This window comes from Methylicorpusculum oleiharenae (genome assembly GCF_009828925.2).
GTDB lineage: Bacteria > Pseudomonadota > Gammaproteobacteria > Methylococcales > Methylomonadaceae > Methylicorpusculum > Methylicorpusculum oleiharenae.
This window is the reverse complement of record NZ_WUTY02000001.1, coordinates 3,230,516-3,249,695: the sequence shown is the minus strand read 5'-3', so window position 1 is coordinate 3,249,695 and position 19,180 is coordinate 3,230,516. Positions and strand designations below refer to the sequence as shown.

The 19,180-nt window shown below is 48.3% G+C and carries 16 protein-coding genes; 9 read left to right on the top strand and 7 right to left on the bottom strand.

What is annotated here, in order from left to right; all coding sequences use genetic code 11:
- Positions 1-335 precede the first annotated feature (335 nt).
- Both GO003_RS14620 and GO003_RS14615 read left to right on the top strand, forming a co-directional pair.
- Positions 336-947 (top strand): BON domain-containing protein, encoded by a 612-nt coding sequence (locus GO003_RS14620; protein ID WP_159657242.1) that lies wholly within the window; start codon positions 336-338, stop codon positions 945-947.
- Positions 948-1,127: 180 nt separating this feature from the next.
- The gene (locus GO003_RS14615) at positions 1,128-2,012 is read left to right on the top strand and encodes a transglutaminase family protein (RefSeq protein WP_159657244.1); all 885 of its coding nucleotides are present in this window, start codon (positions 1,128-1,130) and stop codon (positions 2,010-2,012) included.
- A gap of 20 nt (positions 2,013-2,032) precedes the next feature.
- On the opposite strand, the gene GO003_RS14610 is transcribed toward GO003_RS14615, so the two are convergent.
- Complete coding sequence (locus GO003_RS14610) at positions 2,033-2,515, bottom strand: septal ring lytic transglycosylase RlpA family protein (protein ID WP_159657246.1); 483 nt, start codon at positions 2,513-2,515, stop codon at positions 2,033-2,035.
- Positions 2,516-3,122: 607 nt separating this feature from the next.
- On the opposite strand from GO003_RS14610, the gene GO003_RS14605 reads away from it, so the two are divergent.
- The 7 genes from GO003_RS14605 to GO003_RS14575 all read left to right on the top strand — a co-directional run bounded on the left by GO003_RS14605 (position 3,123) and on the right by GO003_RS14575 (position 11,160).
- Positions 3,123-3,842: a Crp/Fnr family transcriptional regulator gene (locus tag GO003_RS14605; RefSeq protein WP_159657248.1), complete on the top strand. Its 720-nt coding sequence runs from the start codon at positions 3,123-3,125 to the stop codon at positions 3,840-3,842.
- Between the two features lie 78 nt (positions 3,843-3,920).
- A complete protein-coding gene (locus GO003_RS14600) occupies positions 3,921-7,103 on the top strand; it encodes a PAS domain S-box protein (protein ID WP_159657250.1) in 3,183 nt (1,060 codons plus the stop codon).
- A complete protein-coding gene (locus tag GO003_RS14595) occupies positions 7,100-7,969 on the top strand; it encodes a response regulator (protein WP_159657252.1) in 870 nt (289 codons plus the stop codon). The genes GO003_RS14600 and GO003_RS14595 overlap by 4 nt, the downstream gene beginning before the upstream one ends.
- 343 nt (positions 7,970-8,312) lie before the next feature.
- Positions 8,313-8,702, top strand: a complete 390-nt coding sequence (locus tag GO003_RS14590) for a DUF4398 domain-containing protein (RefSeq protein WP_231089006.1) — start codon at positions 8,313-8,315, stop codon at positions 8,700-8,702.
- A 19-nt stretch (positions 8,703-8,721) separates the two neighbouring features.
- Positions 8,722-9,513, top strand: a complete 792-nt coding sequence (locus GO003_RS14585) for an OmpA family protein (protein WP_159657254.1) — start codon at positions 8,722-8,724, stop codon at positions 9,511-9,513.
- Between the two features lie 88 nt (positions 9,514-9,601).
- A complete protein-coding gene (locus GO003_RS14580; RefSeq protein WP_159657256.1) occupies positions 9,602-9,889 on the top strand; it encodes a sll1863 family stress response protein in 288 nt (95 codons plus the stop codon).
- 224 nt (positions 9,890-10,113) lie between these two features.
- The gene (locus tag GO003_RS14575) at positions 10,114-11,160 is read left to right on the top strand and encodes an NAD(P)-dependent alcohol dehydrogenase (RefSeq protein ID WP_159657258.1); all 1,047 of its coding nucleotides are present in this window, start codon (positions 10,114-10,116) and stop codon (positions 11,158-11,160) included.
- A gap of 366 nt (positions 11,161-11,526) precedes the next feature.
- Here GO003_RS14575 and GO003_RS14570 read toward each other — a convergent pair whose 3' ends face one another.
- From GO003_RS14570 to hyfB, 6 genes are read right to left on the bottom strand one after another with little or no spacing between them, the layout of a single operon-like run.
- The gene (locus tag GO003_RS14570; protein ID WP_159657260.1) at positions 11,527-12,039 is read right to left on the bottom strand and encodes an NADH-quinone oxidoreductase subunit B family protein; all 513 of its coding nucleotides are present in this window, start codon (positions 12,037-12,039) and stop codon (positions 11,527-11,529) included.
- Positions 12,040-12,048: 9 nt separating this feature from the next.
- Positions 12,049-13,635 carry a hydrogenase large subunit gene (locus GO003_RS14565; protein WP_159657262.1) on the bottom strand — a complete coding sequence of 529 codons (1,587 nt, stop codon included), beginning with the start codon at positions 13,633-13,635 and terminating at the stop codon, positions 12,049-12,051.
- A complete protein-coding gene (locus tag GO003_RS14560) occupies positions 13,632-15,095 on the bottom strand; it encodes a hydrogenase 4 subunit F (RefSeq protein ID WP_159657264.1) in 1,464 nt (487 codons plus the stop codon). The genes GO003_RS14565 and GO003_RS14560 overlap by 4 nt, the downstream gene beginning before the upstream one ends.
- Positions 15,092-15,769: a formate hydrogenlyase gene (locus GO003_RS14555; RefSeq protein WP_159657266.1), complete on the bottom strand. Its 678-nt coding sequence runs from the start codon at positions 15,767-15,769 to the stop codon at positions 15,092-15,094. Before GO003_RS14555 ends, GO003_RS14560 begins: the two co-directional genes overlap by 4 nt.
- Positions 15,769-16,713 carry a respiratory chain complex I subunit 1 family protein gene (locus tag GO003_RS14550; RefSeq protein ID WP_159657268.1) on the bottom strand — a complete coding sequence of 315 codons (945 nt, stop codon included), beginning with the start codon at positions 16,711-16,713 and terminating at the stop codon, positions 15,769-15,771. Before GO003_RS14550 ends, GO003_RS14555 begins: the two co-directional genes overlap by 1 nt.
- Positions 16,713-18,842 (bottom strand): hydrogenase 4 subunit B, encoded by a 2,130-nt coding sequence (gene hyfB / locus GO003_RS14545; protein WP_231089005.1) that lies wholly within the window; start codon positions 18,840-18,842, stop codon positions 16,713-16,715. Before hyfB ends, GO003_RS14550 begins: the two co-directional genes overlap by 1 nt.
- Between the last annotated feature and the right edge of the window lie 338 nt (positions 18,843-19,180).

Here is a 19,180-nt window from a genome sequence, read left to right as displayed (position 1 = left end):
AACGTGCCGTAGTCGGTACGGTAACAAACATACTCTTGAAAAGAGATTTATCAGCCTGAACTTTTATAACTACCTTGAAAATTGCAACGCCCGTTAATACTGCCCTTTAGAGTTCAAACTCAGGGAAAAACTCTTCAAAAAATTCATATCCAGCCCGACAACATTATCCGTGGTTTATGTTCGATAACGAACAGACCGCGACTTAGCTTATTGCTACTATTCGGGTGAGTTTTAAGTTCTCTGTATTTAATACTGATAAATCTATTTTCTTAACTGAAATACCGCAATTTCACCGAGCACTCGATTAAATCAATTAACTTTAAGGAAAATCCCCCATGCAAACTAAAAACACCATCAAACAACACACATTAGCCGATAAAATTCTTGTGATCAGCTGCTTATCTGCTGTCTTAGGTTTGGTAGGTTGCCAACAAGAAAGCACGACTGAAAAGGCAGAACAAAAAATCGACCAAGCGGCTGAAAAGGCAGAGCAAAAAATTGACGAGGCCACTGAAAAAGCAGAAATAAAAATTGAAGCCGCCAAAGAGTCTTTAGATAGTAAATCAGATGCTGCCAAAGAAACTATCCAAGAATCATCTGAAGCGTCCAAAGCTGCTCTGGAAAACGCTGGCCAAAAACTTGATCAAACCACTGAAACAGCAGAACAAAAAATTGAAGGAGCTAAAGAGTCGGTGATCGAGAATGCCCAGATTGCTACAGAATACATTGATGACTCGGTGATTACTGCGGATGTTAAAGCGGCAATTGCAAGCGACTCATCGTTCAAGGCCTCTGATATCCAGGTAACAACCTCTCAAGGAGTAGTGATTTTGAAAGGCACAGTCGATTCCGAACAGCTCATCGAAAGAGCAATGAGCTTGGCGAGTAATCAAAAAAATGTAAAATCAGTACAAACTAACCTGCTGGTTATCGTACCTGCCAAATAATAACGGTTGATTGACGCGTTAGCTGCTCCGGGGGGATCTGAAAATGCCTCCTAGACGCATTTCCCGTCAGTATAATGAAGTTAAATCGAAAAATGGCGAACGTTATCAACGTCATGAAACTTAGTAAAAGCTCGCAATAGTGGTAACTTGACTTAACCAGTGCTCACCAGACGAATCACGATGCGCCGACTGCAAATTAACCACTTAACCACCTATGAATACGCTGAAACTGTCACTTTGCTGCCGCATCGACTCCTGTTGCGGCCCCGTGAAGGGCATGAGATTCGTATCGAATCAGCTAAGCTTATCATTTCTCCCGCGCATCAACTGCAATGGCAACGCGATGTTTACGACAACGCTGTTGCTGAAGCAACATTTACCCAACCATGCAACAAGCTCTCTATCGAAAGCCACCTCACGCTTCAACACTACGATTCCCATCCGCTAAACTTTCTGGTGGCCTACTACGCGGTGCGTTTTCCATTTCAATACGCTGCCGCGGAACTGATTGATTTGGGGCCTTATCTGGCAACGATTTTCACCCAAGACAAACCTCGATTAAGTCAGTGGTTACGGCAATTTTGGGTCCCCGGCCAAGTGGTAGAAACCTATCTTTTGCTGGAATGGATAAATAAAGCAATTGCCACCGGATTTACTTACCAACAACGCGAAGAACCTGGTGTTCAGTCACCTGCGACAACGTTGACGCATTGCGCTGGTTCCTGTCGCGACTTTGCAACCTTATTCATAGAAGCTTGTCATTATCTGGGCTTGGCAGCGCGCTTTGTCAGCGGCTATCAATACTCGCCAAGACTGATGAAAGGCCAAGGCTCAACGCATGCCTGGTCAGAAGTTTACCTGCCCGGCGCTGGCTGGAAAGGCTTTGACTCAACCAGCGGCGAAGTGGTCGGAAACAATCACATCGCACTGGCCGTGAGCCGGCATCCTGAATTGGTACCGCCTGTTTCCGGCTCTTTCATCGCTACCACCGAACAAATGCCGGTCATGCATGTCCTGGTAGAAGTGACTGACATTTCGGCAATGCCATTGGCTCATGCCGTATAAGAGCGGCTCTATTTTGCTTTTTATTGAGTCTTAACGGTGCTTTTCTTTTTGGTGGATTTGGACTCAATTTTGACTTGAGTTGTACCGTCTTCTTCCATACCCAGTTTTTTTGCAGCGGCACGAGACAGATCGATGACGCGATCTTCTGCAAACGGCCCGCGATCATTGATTGTCACATTAACTTTATTGCCATTTTCCAGATTGGTAACTTTAGCCTTGGTGCCCATCGGTAAACTCGGGTGAGCGGCTGTCAGCTCTTTCTGATTAAACGTCTGGCCATTAGCGGTTTGCTTACCCTGTAAACCGGGCCCATACCACGATGCTTCGCCAACTTCTTTGTGCATCGGTTTAGTATTGGAAGAACCCTGATCTCCTTGCTTTGACTTACTTTGTTCACTCGTCTCATTTTGACTGCAGCCGGCAATAGTCAAGACGCAGATCAAGATTAAATACGACAGTGCTTTAGATGAAGTGTGGTGGCTGTTAAATTTTTGATTTGACATGTTCTCTCCTAACGCAGTTAACACAAGAGCGGCACCATCGGCCTTGCCACCCCAATGCACCGCATCAAACTGTTTTTTTGTCCAATATCAATCAAGTAGGCGCTTCCAAAACCGCCTTACTTTCTGTATACGCCACTCAATAAATGAAATTAAACAGACATGAAACGTTCACCTCAATATCAGCAGACCTAAACTCAATTTTCTCGCAATTCATGCCTGCTTGTTTACAATCTTCTGGAGGCAAAAAATCAAGTAGAAGATTGGCGGCATGGTCAGCATGAATAAATAGCCAGGATGTTATCACTTGGGTGATATATAAACCGGCAGGCAAAAAAACGCTAAAACCGATGCCGGAATCAATCAGAGGCGATGAAGTAGTTCATTGTTGATAATAACAATAAGTCAGAATAACTGTGTTGTCTGTGTGACATCGTACATAAGCCTTAACTTAGGTAATGTAAGATTACCCGAAAGGGTTATCTGCCACCAATTAAAGACAGGCATTCCTGATAAGAACTCTGTTTTAAATAACTTCATAATCTTGGCCTCATTCCTTGTTGTTAAGCTGTTTTTCAACGATTCAACTACACGGTCAAGAGGCAAAGTAATGACTAAACCAATTCCTGAACCGCATTCCCCTATGCAAAATCATCTTCTTGCCGCACTACCGTCAGAAATATACGATCGTATTTTACCGCATCTGGAATGGGTATCCATGCCAACAGGTAAAGTGCTGTATGAGTCAGGCGATCAATTGCAGCACGTTTATTTCTTAACCACCGCTATCGCGTCTCTGAGCTATATCACGGAAAATGGCGCTGCAGCAGAAGTTGCGGGCATAGGCAACGAAGGTGTCGTGGGCACTTCATTGTTAATGGGCGGAAAAACCGCACTTAACCGGGCCATTATTCATACTGGCGGCTCCGGTTACCGGCTGAAAGAGCAATTGATGATGGAGGAATTTAATCACACCGGGCCAATGAGAGATTTGCTGCTGCTATTCATTCAGGCATTAATGACCCAGATTTCTCAAACCGCCGTTTGTTACCGTCATCATACAGTGGAGCAGCAACTGTGCCGCTGGCTGTTGTTAACGCTGGATCGATTACCCTCAAATGAATTGACCATTACCCAGGAATTGATTGCCGGCATGCTCGGGGTTCGCCGCGAAGGTGTCACAGAAGCTGCCGGCAATTTGCAACGTGCGGGATTAATCAGTTACCGCCGGGGCCACATCACCGTAATTGATCGCCTGGGCTTGGAATCTCACGCTTGCGAATGTTACAGCGTAGTCAAGAAAGAATTCCATCGTTTGCTGAGCCCATGAACTACTTAACCAACCTGCCCCGTAACTCGATGTTGCCGATAATAATGAACAGACCAGACAGACGCCGGGGATCATTTTTTGAAAGCTAATCAAAAGCTTCTAGTTTCAATTGCAGGCGCATTGTTACTGGTAGCGCTGATTGCGCTGATAGTAGGAACATCCTTCCGTGCGTTAAGACAAAACGAAAACGCACTTGAAGCGCGTGGGCATTTCAACGAAATAATTCACCGCGCAAACACCTTGGAGTCGGAATTGAGGGATGCCGAATCCGGTCAGCGTGGCTATCTTTTAACCGGTGACGAGACATTTTTAGAGCCCTACTTGATGGTGCGCGACAACATCGCGGATCATCTGAATCGATTAAGGCAACTTAACGTCCCTCCGACCGCGAGTAAACCGCTGAATGCGCTGGTACCGCTGGTCGATGCTAAAATGGCGGATTTATCACAAATGATTGAATTGCGTCGAAATAATGACATGGCCCGCATACTAACACGGATTAGCGACGGCAAAGGCAATCAGTTAATGAATGCCATTCAATCCGAAATGCGCGCTTTCATACAGGCAAAGAAAGCCGAGCAGGCCGGCGACGAAGTCACCTTGCAACTGAATTTGAAAAATCTGTTTGCCGTCATTGTAACCCTCAGCCTGTTGACACTCCTTTTCGCACTGAGTTTTCCTTTGTTGATTTATCGCAAATCTCAACAACGCACCAAGGATTTATTGCATCTTGAAACCCATCATTTACTTGAAAATCAGGAGGCGATAAATAAACAACTGCAACAGACTAATCTCAAGTTGCAGGTCAGCGAAGAAAGATTCTCAGTAACACTCAACTCCATCGGCGATGCAGTGATAGCCACCGATGCGCTAGCGCGTGTGACACTGTTAAATCCCCTTGCCGAACAGCTCACCGGCTGGACGCATGCGGAAGCCGCCGGTCGTCCGGTGTACGAGATTTTTAACATTATTAATAAACAAACCCGCCAACCGGCGACTATCCCGCTGATGGAAACCTTGGCGCATGGCTCAATACAAGGCCTGACTAACCACACGGTGCTGATTGCACGTAACGGCGACGAAAGCGATATCGCCGACAGCTGCGCCCCCATTCGCGACCGCGACAATCAGGTTATTGGCGCCGTGCTGGTATTTCGTGATGTCACTAAAGAGTATGCAGCGCAACAGGCGTTGCATGACAGTAACGCAATGATACAGACGATTCTGAATACGGTAGTGGACGGCATTATCACGCTCCATGCGCGCGGCGGCATGCTCGAGACCGTGAACCCGGCCGCTGAAACAATGTTTGGTTATAGCGCGGCTGAACTTATCGGTCAAAATTTCAGCGAACTGATTCCCGAGCTTGATCAAGACCAGCGTAATGGTTCCCTTGAGTATTACAGTGCCAGCAAAGAGGCGCGCGCTGTCGGCTTGGGACTTGAAGTGTCGGGACGCCGTAAGGATGGCAGCTGTTTTCCTATGGAAATTGCGGTCAGCGAGATGTGGCTGGGTGGTGAACGTTACTTCACCGGCATTTTACGTGACATCACAGCGCGCAAGCAGGCTGAAGAAACGCTGATCAAAGCGGGGGCGTTACAGAATGCGATTTACAATAGCGCCAATTTCTTGATCATTGCCACCGATGCAAAAGGCGTCATTCAAATCTTCAACGTCGGTGCGGAACGCATGCTGGGTTACGCGGCCGCCGAGGTCATGAACAAGATCACACCGGCCGATATTTCTGACCCGCAAGAATTGATAACCCGCGCCAAGGAATTGAGTGCCGAGCTGTTCACGCCCATTATGCCGGGCTTTGAAGCCTTGGTATTTAAAGCCTCGCGCGGTATTGAAGATATTTATGAACTGACGTATCTCCACAAAGACGGCATCCGTTTACCGGCTGTAGTGTCGGTCACGGCCTTACTCGACGCTCAAGATCAAATTATCGGTTATCTGCTGATCGGTACGGATAATACCGCGCGTAAACGGGTAGAAGAAGAACGAACGCTACTGAACGAAGCATTGCAGGATAAGAATACCGAGCTGCAGAGTGCCAAGTTATTTGCAGATAAAGCCAACCGCGCCAAATCTGAATTTCTTTCCAGAATGAGCCATGAGCTGCGCACCCCGCTTAATGCCATCCTCGGATTTGCGCAGTTGCTGGAGGCAGGTTCCCCAGCGCCAACCGACATCCAAATTATTAGGCTGCACGAGATTCTTAAAGCCGGCTGGTATCTGCTGGATTTGATTAACGAAATACTCGATCTCGCGCTGATTGAATCCGGCAAACTCTCGCTGTCACAAGAGCCTGTGTCGCTGATTGATCTGATCATCGAGTGCCAGGCCATGATTGAACCGAAATTGCAGGAACGCGATATTACCCTGACTATTCTGCCCTTTGATGACGCTTCATTTATCTTTGCCGACCGAACCCGGGTGAAGCAAGCGCTGATTAATTTGCTTTCCAATGCCATCAAATATAACTGTGAACATGGCACGATTGAGGTGAAGTTAAGCTCAACCCCACCTGATCGTACCCGTATCAGCATTACCGACAGCGGCATGGGCTTATCTCAAGAAAAGCTGGAGCAACTGTTTCAGCCGTTCAATCGCCTGGGCCAGGAGAATGGCAATAGGGAAGGCACCGGCATCGGTCTCGTGGTCACCAAACAACTGGTCGAGCTGATGGGTGGCAACATCGGGGTGGAAAGCAAAAGCGGAGTTGGCAGCGTATTCTGGATTGAACTGATTCGCGACGACAGTTCTCCATTTGCCGGGACTCAAAGCCTGCTTAAAGAATTATTGGTGCCCCAAACTCAAACACCTGGCGAATTGCGCACCTTGCTTTATGTCGAAGACAATCCGGCCAACCTGATGCTGGTCGAACAAATCATTGAGAGCCTTCCTCACTTACAGATGTTAAGCGCACGCAATGCCAATCTCGGCATAGCACTGGCCAAAAGCCACCTTCCCGATGTGATTTTGATGGACATCAATCTGCCGGGTATCAGCGGCATCAAAGCCCTGAAAATTCTGCATGACGATCCGATAACGGCGCACATTCCGGTCGTCGCCCTCAGTGCCAATGCCATGCCCCGCGATATTGAAAAAGGACTGGCTGCAGGCTTTTTCAGGTATCTCACCAAACCGATTAAAATTCATGAATTTATGAGCGCCCTGGAAGATGCACTACAATTTGCAGAAACGGACTACAGCGATAAGTTGAAAGATCACCATGAAACCGGACAAATAAAATGATTAACAAAAAAGACATTCTCAACGCCAGCATTCTGATCGTTGATGACCAGCAAGCTAATGTACTTTTGCTGGGGGAAATGCTGCGAGATGCGGGTTATTCCTGCATTTCGTCTACTACCGATCCCACAGCCGTCTGCACGCTGCACCGAAAGAACCGTTATGATCTGATCCTGCTGGATCTGCTCATGCCGGTCATGGACGGCTTCCAGGTGATTGAAGGCCTCAAGGAAATAGAAACAGGCGGCTATCTTCCGGTCATTGTGATCACGGCCCAACCTGATCATAAACTGCGAGCACTTACCGCGGGGGCAAAAGATTTCATCGCCAAACCCTTTGATCTGATCGAAATACAGACCCGCATTCATAACATGCTGGAAGTGCGGTTACTGTACACAACACTCGAACTACACAATCAACTGTTGGAACAAACGGTATTGGAACGCACCGCCCAACTTCGCGAAAGTGAAGCGCGTTTTCGCCGCTTGACGGAGTTGTCGTCCGACTGGTATTGGGAACAGGATGAAAACGGGCATTTCACCAAAATGTATGGCCCGGTACTTGATATGCTCGGCATCCGGGTCGACGACACCTTGACCCAATCTCGTGATGACCAGGGCGCCATCTGGAATGAAACTGAGCGAGAATTGCTTGAAACCTATCTGGAGAACAGACGCCCTTTCCTGGATTTTGTCTACAGCCGATTATGTCCCAAGGGCACGCGGCAATATTTGATGGTGAGCGGAGAACCGATGTTCGACCCATACGGGCGATTTACCGGCTATCGCGGCACCGGCAAGGACGTAACCAGCTCGATGATCGCCAAAGACAAATCCAAAGAAGTTTTAAGCCCGTTCGGCTACGCATAGAAAATTACAGGAACAGGCCCTCCCCTCCATGCCCGCGAAAAGTAGGAGCGGGCCTTGCCCTCGAACAAGTCAATAAGCCAATTAGAGCGGGGACACGGCCCGCTCCAACACACAACTGCAAATCCTCTGATAACTCTATAATCTTCCCAAGTTCGGTCTTATGTACGTTAGCGAACTGTCAATCGCTTTTAAATGGCGTCTAATAACTACCGATGATTCTCAAAACCGTTTGTTCCCAAATAGGTTCCACGAATTTTTAATGTAAAAAGTGGAAGTCGTTGCCATTGAAATAAGTGTTCATCGTGACGATTGTGTTCGCCGTTTAACTCAAGGAATAAAAATCATGAAAATAACTAACCGCTTTAAATCGGCTCAAATGATGCGCAGCATCGGCCTATCGGCAACTGTTGCCGTCTTCATCGCCGGTTGTGCAGGCATTCCGCCGACAGAACAAATGGCTGTTTCAAAGGCAGCTGTCAACAACGCCAACAGCGCGGGAGGCAATGAGTATGCTCCGTTACCGCTCAGGTCAGCGATGGAAAAAATGGATGCTGCCGAGCAGGCCATGAGAGATGAAGAGTATGAACTCGCCCGCCAACTATCAGAACAAGCACAGGTCGACGCCCAGTTAGCGGCAGCCAAGGCCCGTGCAGCCAAGGCACAAAAAGCGGCAGCCGCATTGAAAGAAGGCACTAAGGTGCTACGCCAAGAAATCGACCGTAATGCCCCGTAATTATTAAATGGAGTTCATCATGCAAAAAATTCTATATTTACCAATGACTTTAATCGCTCTAGCGATTATTTCCGGCTGTAGTACCGTACCTACCCAATCACTGTTAGATGCGCGAAACAGTTACAACACAGCCCGCACCAATCCCGAAGTAACGACTCTGGCACCACTGGAATTAAAAGATGCCGGCGACACTTTGAGTAAAGCAGACTTTGCCTCAAACGAGGGCAAAGACGATGACACTGTCAACCATCTGGCTTATTTAACCAAACAGCGAGTAGCCATCGCAGAAGAAACTGCCAAGCGAAAAACGGCTGAAATAGCCGTCACCAATGCAGAATCCAAACGCAACCAAGTGCGCCTTGATGCAAGAACTGCGGAAATCGATGCGCTGAAAGAAGAACAACAAAGGCTGCTCAACGAGTTAAATGCCAAGCAAACCGAGCGAGGCATGATGATCACACTCGGCGATGTCTTGTTCAGTACCGCCAAGGCGCAACTGAAATCAGGTGGCATGCGTAATGTATACAAACTTGCTGATTTTATGAACCAATACCCAACCTATAAGGTATCGGTTGAAGGTCATACCGACAGCCGTGGTTCTGATGAATATAATCAGGATCTGTCTGAACGTCGTGCTTCCGCGGTGTATGACGCCTTGGTCAGCGCAGGAATAAGCCGCGACCGAATCAGTGCGCGTGGTTATGGAGAAGGTTTACCGATTGCCGGTAACGACAGCCCTGGAAGTCGCCAACTGAATCGCCGCGTTGAAATTATCTTGTCTGACAGTGAAGGTAATATAAAACCACGCTAGGTGCAATTTATCTTTGCCTGCTATTGCCTTTATTCAATAACGTTTTGAACCAAGGCGATAGCAGCACTCAACTTAAACAGCGATCATCATGCAAACTAAAGATGAATATATTGAATGCAAGGCTTCAGAACTTAAAGAGTGGAGTGCCCAGATTGACAGCCTAACCGCCGAGGCAAAAAGCGCTGCTGACGACGTCAATCATCAATACGTTGAAGAACTCGATGCGTTACACGACAAACAAAAAGCCGCTGCTGAGAAATTGAAAGAGTTGAAAGAATCCAGTGGCGATGCATTGGAATCGCTCAAAGAAACCGCCGATACTACCTGGGATGACCTTAAAACTGGCATCAGCAATACCGTCGATAAATTCAAGTAGGCTTTACCTATACAAACAGCGTATCGTGCATCTGTGCAATAGGCTGAATACGTCCAATCTTGCCGCCAAACTGTTTTTTGAGTTACCTTAACAAAGCCCTGACTCGATCCTTCGATTAGCCCATATCAACACTCATTTTTTGATTTATCCAGTCATCAATCAAACTGTTTAGTGTTCCCTTAAAGACAACTTTCATAAACATCACACAAACTTCGGCTATTAGTATGAAAATTAATGCTTACGCAGTCCAAAATGCCACGTCGCCACTCGCACCATTTACTGTTCATCGCAGGGATCCCACCGCGCACGATGTACAGATAAAGATTTTATATTGCGGGATCTGTCATTCGGATCTTCATATCGCCCGCAACGAATGGCAAGGCACCACCTACCCTTGTGTTCCCGGTCATGAGATCGTGGGCAGCGTGACTCAGGTTGGAGATAAAGTCAGTCACTATAAAGCAGGCGACCTGGTCGCTGTCGGTTGTTTAGTCGATTCCTGCCGCACTTGCGAAAACTGCGTAGATGACCTGGAACAATTTTGCCAACAAGGCCCCGTTTTTACGTACAATTCCCCGGATAAACACAGCGGCGGCATGACCTACGGCGGTTACTCCGAAAGTGTGACAGTGGATGAAGCGTTTGTGCTGCGCGTCCCGAAAAACCTTGATTTAGCGGCTACTGCACCGCTGGTTTGCGCAGGCATTACCACTTATTCTCCACTGCGTCATAATAATGTCAGTCAAGGCCAAAAAGTCGGTATAGTCGGACTGGGCGGATTGGGACACATGGGCGTGAAATTAGCAAAAGCCTTGGGCGCGCATGTGGTGGTGTTTACCCATTCGCCCAGCAAAGTTGAAGATGCTTTCCGTCTGGGCGCCGATGAAGTCGTCAATTCCACTGACGAAAACGAGATGCAGAAACACCTTAACAGTTTCCATTTCATTCTCGATACCGTATCGGCGCAGCATGACATCAACGCCTACCTGGTTTTGTTGAAACGTGACGGCACCCTTACCCAAGTTGGCTTACCTCCGGAACCGCTTGCCATACAGGTCGGCAGTCTTATTTTTGGACGGCGTAACTTTAATGGTTCACTGATTGGCGGCATCAAAGAAACGCAAGAGATGCTGGATTTCTGCGGCGAGCACAACATCACTGCCGACATTGAACTCATCCCGATCCAGAAGATAAACGAAGCCTATGACCGATTGGTTAAAAATGATGTGAAATACCGCTTTGTAATTGATATGGCATCATTGAAAGAGTAATTATACTTCGCTCGGCAGTGCCTAAGGAGGCAACGGGTTGTTCGGCAAAGGCTTTGCCAGCAGGGATGCTGGCATAGAGCTACATGGATAAATTTACGGCGTCCTTTGACGGGCACCCCGGTGCCGAATTTCGATTACGATGGTTATATTCCCCGCTTGGAATAGAGTGTTTAGGTACTTGATTGAAAAGGCTTCCTTTTCGCAACCCAACAATTACCGACATGGCTGTTGGGTTGGCTATCGCCAACCGCAACCTAAGCGGTGCATCACCTTTGTTTGATTGCTCCGCTGAATAATTACGCATAACGTGAGTACACTCAATAAAAAAAGGCTGGGCAAATACAGTATAAAAAATTGACGCGGTGATCAGTGTCGCTCACACAACGAGAGCAAACCTTGTAAAAGCGCCAGCGGCGTGGGCGGGCATCCCGCTATAACGGCATCAACTGGAATAACATTGGATACGGCACCGCAACTGGCATAAGAAATACCAAATTCGCCCCCGCAAGCGGCGCAATCACCCACCGCAACCACCCATTTCGGGTCTGGCGTGGCTTCGTAAGTGCGAAGCAAGGCTGTTTGCATGTGTCTTGAAACGGGCCCGGTGACCAGCAATACGTCGGCATGACGGGGTGATGCCACAAAATGTATGCCGAACCGCTCGATGTCATAATAAGGGTTATTTAAAGCATGAATTTCCAACTCGCAGCCGTTACAGGAGCCTGCATCGATTTGCCTTATAGCGATGCTGCCGGTATATCTGCGTTCGATATGGCGTTTGATTGCTATACCCAATTGTTCCAGCTCAGCGTCCTTTGGAACTTTGACAGGCTCTGTAACAATCCCGGTAGTAAGAATTTTTTTAAACAGTCTTAACATGCCCGCTCTCTATAAATCGTTCCCTGAATATGAACCATTCAGGGATTTGTTGCATACCGGAAAATCCGGAACAATATTGTTCAGCACCAGTTTTTCCAGCACCGGCCAATTGAGAATGCTCGGATCGCGTGGATAGAAACGCGAAATTTTATTGTCCCCATCGAAACGGACAAATGCAATGATTTCGCCGCGCCACCCTTCAACAATTCCCAGTCCTTCACTACCGGCAACAGGAACGTGCCACTCATTCAGAATCTCTCCAGGAGTAAGCAAGTCGATAAACTGCTCGATCAGTTTTAGTGCTGCAATTATTTCCTTATAACGAATCCAAAATCGGGAAGCGATATCCCCCTGATTTTCCAGAGCGACTTTAAATTTGACCTGATCATAAGGTGGATAAGCCAAATCTCTTCGCACGTCAAAGTCCTGACCGCTGGCTCTACCGACATAACCGACGGTGCCGAAAGCTGCGGCAATGTCTTCCGGTAAAAAACCTGCCGTGTAAACGCGGTCTTCCAGCGATGAATTTAAATCCAACGCGGTAATGATATCTGTCAGTTCTTTTCTGAGCTGGATAATGTCCTGCTTGATCAGACGGCAATCGGAATCCGACACATCGGATTTGACCCCGCCCGGAATCACACAATCCATCAATAAGCGATGGCCAAACACTGTTGCATGGGTGCGTAACCAGTTTTCACGTAAACGGCTGAATTGCATTTGAGCGAACACAAAAGCCACATCATTACAAATGGCGCCGATATCACCCAGGTGATTGGCTACGCGTTCGCGCTCTGCAAGAATGCCGCGAATCAGGGCCGCCCTGCCCGGTATGGATAAGCCTGCGGCCTGCTCCATAGCTATGCAGGCGGCCCAACTGTGGCTTACTGTGGTATCGCCCGATACCCGCCCGGCTAAACGCGCCAAAGATTGCGGTGTTCTGCCTTCGGCGATTTTTTCAATGCCTTTATGCACGTAACCCAAACGCTCTTCCAAATTCAGAATCAGCTCGCCTACTGCCTGAAAACGAAAATGGCCGGGCTCGATGATCCCGGCGTGTACCGGACCCACAGGTATTTCATAAGTCCCTGCCCCATGCGACCGGATAAAAGGGTAATCCATATCGGGTGGGGTTATGATTTCCGGGGAACCCTGTACCGGAAAATCTTTACGTAATGGATGAGTGTGTTTATCCCAGGCTTTGTGACGTGTCCAGGGCCGCTTATCCGGATGCCCAATGAATTTGATGCCGAACATATCATGAGTGTGACGCTCGCTTCGATTTGCCGCAGGATAGACGGTGGCCTGACTCGGTAGTTCGGGCTTTTTGTAACCTATGCTGGTGCGGGTAAGCAGGTAAACACCCTGTTTTTCCAACAAGGCATGAACCGTGAATTGTTCACCGTTTTCCTCAGCCCAGCCTGCCGACCAACGCAAGCCTTGAAGCATCGACAATTCAGCTAGTTGTTGCCAAGCTTCGGCTGCAACTTGCCAGACCAAAGCATGAGGAGTGTATGCCGATTCTTGCTGATCAACGACAATACCGGACACTTCAAGTTGTTGGCGTAGCGTTTCAGTCCAGTTTAACGCATTCATAATGGCGTAGTCCCCGAGATCAGTAAGGTAGCCTGTGAAAACCAGTTGGCGAGAAAATCCGGAATGGCTAGACCCAGCCAAAACACCAGCCCCAGATGTAACATCACTGGCCATAGATTGGCTTTGACCGGCATTTGACCTTCAGGTTGCTCGCCGAAAACCATGGGCTGGATATGCCTGAACAATCCGGCAAAAGCGATGCCTATGCCCAATAACAGTAAGGGCGCCAACCAGGGGTAGTTATGCATGGTCGCCAATAAGACTAGAAACTCGCTGGTAAAAACGCCAAAAGGAGGAAAGCCTGCAATCGCCACAGTCCCTATTAACAAGCCCCAGCCTATCTTGGGCTGAGTTTTGATGAGACCGCGGATCTTTTTAATATCCTGAGTACCGGCCACTTGCGCAGCATGTCCGACTGTAACAAAAATCGCTGATTTCGTGAGCGAATGTACGGTCATGTGCAGCAAGGCGGCAAATGTTGCCAATGGCCCGCCCATACCGAAGGCAAATGTCATAATGCCCATATGCTCGATGGAGGAGTAGCTGAACAGCCGCTTGATGTCTTTCTGGCGATGCAAAAATACGGCGGCCACCAGAAACGACAATAAGCCAAAACCCATCATCAACAAACCGGCCGAATTATTCTGTGTGGCGCCGTCGACCAGCATTTTATTGCGGACGACTGCATATAAGGCATCATTCAGCAATAAGCCGGACAGCACGGCTGACATCGGTGTCGGACCTTCGGAGTGGGCATCGGGCAGCCAGTTATGCAATGGCACCAAACCGATTTTAGTGCCGTAGCCGATCAGCAAAAATACAAAGGCGATTTTCAGAATGTCAGGATTGAGTTTATCGGCATTTTCGTAAAGTACGGACCACAGCAAGGCATGTTCGCTGTCACCGATTTGCACGGCGGCGTAATACAGCAAAATCGTACCGAACAGCGCCTGGGCAATTCCGACGCCGCAAAGTATAAAATATTTCCAGGCTGCCTCTATCGACTCAGGGGTTCGATACAAGCTCACCAGCAACACCGTCGCCAGCGTCGCACCTTCCATCGCCACCCACATCACGCCCATGTTATTGGTAGTCAACACCAGATACATGGCCAGCATGAAACCCTGATACATCGAGTAATATAATTTCAAACGCCGGTCGTTTAGCTTGCCCAATTCTTTTTCGTGCGCCATGTAAGGACCGGAAAAAATCGAGGTCGTCAAGCCTACAAATGCGGTCAACATTATCAGGTAAACATTGAACGAGTCGATCAGAAATGCCTGGTCAGCCGAATAAAGACTGCCGATGTTTAATACCTTGACCGCCAGCCACACCGACGCCAAAAAGCTGAGGGTATTAAAGCCGATATTGACCTTGCCGGTATCGTCGCGATGTCCGGTCAGACCGAAAAAGACAATACCCAGAAACGGTATCAACAGCAACATATAGGCCGCGATCATTGATCGACCTCATTTAGCCGATTCAAGCGATCAACATCCAGTGAATCGATACTGGTACGGATATGAAAGAAAAAGATACCAAACAGTACCGCCGCTACCAGCACATCAAAGGCAATACCCAATTCGACCACCATCGGCATGCCATTGGTAGCGACAATGGCAGCGAAAAATAAACCGTTTTCTATAGACATAAACCCCACCACATGGGCCACCGCCTGCCGATGAGAAATCATTAACAGCATACCCAACAATACTATGGATAAGCTGACCGCCAATGCGTTGACCATGATGGTTGAAGAGCTCTGGACAATCGGATGAAGCACGTAGTAGCTGAACACCATCAGACTGGCACCGCCCAGCATCACCAAGGTCTTGTTTTCCAGTGCTTCAACATCCCGGTTCATATGCATGGCCAAGACCTGCCGTCTTAGCATCCAGGGAATAAACATCACTTTAAGCACCAGGGTCAGCCCAGCCGAAATATAAAGATGATGATTATTCAAGCTGTAGGCAGAGAGTGCCGCCGTCAAGGTCAATAACAAACCCTGAAGGGCAAACACAAAAATGAGTCGCAACAAGCGCCCTTGCCCCAGCATCAAAAAAGAAGCGAGTCCTATCAGGGCGGCCATCGACAAGATCGCCTGAGTATAAAAATCCTGTTGTTCGATATTCATCAGCGCGAAGCCTCCAGAATGATGTGGCTCAACATGCCCAGCAATCCCAGCAAATAGGCAAAACTGAGATATTCCTGCACCCTGAACAAGCGCATTTTCGCGAGCAAGGTTTCAGAGATTGACAAAAGAATCGCCAGAAGGGCCAGCTTGCCGATGATCGCCAACAGGCCATAAGCGAGGGCTTGTACTGAAAAACTCTGGGCAATGCCCCAGGGAAAAAAGATGTTGGCAATCAAAACGCCGTAAAGCATCAGCTTCACCTGACTGGCCCATTCGATCAATGCGAGATGACGGCCACTGTACTCAAGAATCATGGCTTCATGAATCATGGTCAATTCCAGGTGAGTGTCCGGGTTATCGACCGGAATGCGTCCGGTTTCTGCGATGGCTACCAGCATCAGCGCAAACAGCGCAAATACAAACGAAGGCCTCAGCACCAACCCTTCATTCAAAACATGGACGATGGCAAATGACAAATTGGTGGTCGAGGCCGTCATGGTCAGGGTAAAAATGGCCATCAACATTGCAGGTTCGGCGATTGAGGAAATGGTCATTTCTCGTGATGATCCCATGCCGCCGAAGGCGGTACCTATATCGAGTCCGGCCAGGGCCAGGAAGAACCGGGCGAAAGCAAAAAAACCCACCAAAACGATCACATCCGCTATCGCGGCAGTTGGTAAATCGACTGCGATCAACGGCACTATGGAGGCAGCCAGCACAATCGCGGAAAATATGATGTAAGGCGCCCGGGTAAAAATCCAGGAGGCGTGTTCTGCCACCACCGGTTGTTTGCGGGTCAGTTTTAATAAATCCCGATAAGGCTGCAGCAATGAGGGTGCTTGTCGATTTTGTAAATGGCATTTGCACCATTTCAACCAACCGGCCAATAACGGTGCCAAGGCTACAAATAGAAGGGTCTGAAAGATAGCGAGTAGCCATGTCATCAGCTGATCACCCATAACATAAGAATTAAAGTGACAAACGAATAACCCAAGTAGACACGAATATTCCCGGTCTGAATCCGGCCGACCTGTTTGGCCAGCTGATTAACGCCATGCGTGATGGGCTGGTAAAGCCTTGGCCAGCTGTGATCCTGAACCTGCAAATGATAGTGGACCGCTTTGACATCCATATCCATCGCACCCTGCATTTCTTTATCAACACGCTCATCTATCAGCCAGACCCTGGCGAAAATTCGCCTGAACGGCATGGTAAAAGCGCTGCAGCTATATTGCATGCGGGGTGTTAAGCCGCCAAAACCGCAATCCCAGGCAGCCGCTCGACGCATGGTTTTAGTTTCCAGATTCCGGCGCAGATACCAAAAGCTGATGCCCCCGGCAATCAATACGCCCACCAAGACCATGGGTGGGGAATAGGAAACCTTATTCGCAGAAACCGGCGCCAGCCACAACCAGCTCAATGCGGTATCGTTGGGCAGAGATTGGCCCAGCAACTGCTTGGCAACGCCATTCAATAAATTGATGATGAGGTTGGGAAAAATACCGAAAAAGAAGCACAAACCGGCTAACAATGCAGGGCCATATAACATCGATTTGTCTTTGACTTCCTGAGCTTTTTCGCTGTTACGCGATCGCGGCAAACCCAGAAAAATCATGCCAAACACCTTGACAAAACAGGCGGCCGCCAAGGCCGCAGTCAAGGCCAACGCCGCCGCTGAAACGGGAATGAGGCTGCGCAGCACCCCGTTATCCAGCACATCGACCTGTAAAGCGGTCTGGAAAGCCAGCCATTCCGAGACAAAGCCGTTGAATAAAGGTAATGAGGAAATGCTCATGCAACCCACTAAAAACAAAAAACTGGTTTGTGGCATACGCTGGATCAGTCCACCCATCGTGTCGATATTCAAATCATGAGTTTGATGCTGCAATATCCCCGCGCCTAAAAACAGCAGGTTCTTGAATAAGGAATGATTGAAGGCATGAAACAGCGCAGCGAGAAAACCCAGTGCGGCAAGCTGAGGATGACCATTAGCCATGAAAATCATGGCCAGTCCCAGCACCATGAAAATAATGCCGATATTTTCGATGGAACTGTAAGCCAACAGTCTTTTCAAATTGGGCTGCATCATCGCATATAAAATGCCGCCCACTGCCGACACTGTTCCCAGCACTAAAAGCACTACGCCCCATTGCCATTGCAACTCACCCAGCAAATCGAAGCAAAACCGGATCAGGCCATAAACAGCCACCTTGAGCATCACGCCGCTCATCAATGCGGAAATATGCGAAGGTGCTGCAGGGTGAGCTTCCGGCAACCAGACATGCACCGGCACTATGCCTGCTTTCATACCAAACCCGAGTAAAGCCAACACAAAAGCGATACTGGCCCAGGTTGGCGATAAAGCGGTCTGCCGTAATGCGTCAAAAGTAAATCCATCACTGAAACTGGCCAAAACGCCAAAACTCAGGATAATGGCTAAAGCACCGACTTGTGCCATGACTAAATAGATAAACGCAGCTCGGCGATTAGCCGAGTGTTCATGCTGAAATGCGACCAGAAAATAACTGGCAACCGACATTAATTCCCAGGCGATCATAAAAAAGAAGGCATCGTCCGCCAGCAGTACCAGTAACATTCCACCCACGAACAATCCGGTAAACAAGCCAAGCACCGCAAAAGGATGTTGGCTTTCCTGGTAGATGGCAACATAGGCCGGACCGTATAAACTGACGGCAATGACCCCGATGCCGATGATCAAAAAGAAAAAACCCGACAAACCGTCAAAGCGAACGTGCCACGGCAGCCAAGGCAGACCCAGGCCGATTTGATCCGTTAAACTGTCTTGACCCATCATGACGGCGAGGCCGGCAAGCACGGCAAAAACGCCGGACAAGCCGAGCAGCACAAACACCGCTTGCCTGTGCAAAGAGGCGTAACGACTTTCCTCAAGGATTCGACCCAGCAGGTTTCGGCAGTTTGGAAAATGGGCGTCCGGAGTTAAAAAACGCTGACTCAAGGTCATTAGCATCCCGCGCTGATTGGACATAAGAGCTAACAAGCCGGAAGCAAAACTGAGTATTACGGCGCTATAGGCAAGTATCATGGTCATCATGGTTTTATGCTCTCGAGCGATTTGCGAAAATCAGCATCAAGTACCCTGCCTGTGCTCAACGACCTACAAAATGCATCAATTTTCCAGAACAGACATAACAGCTGATCGTTCAGCTTGGCCAAGCCGCATGTCAAAGTGAACGCTTGAACTACCGGATTACCCATCGATTCCCCTCAGAACGTTAGTAGTTAGGCTGTCAATATGTCCCATAAAGCATTGGCTTACTGGGAATTTTAAAAAGCGAATGTCAATCCTGGTTATTTTTACTATTAAAATAGTATTATGTCTACTTTATTATTATTTAAATAGTAATCTGACTCTTTTACTCCTACTGAAAA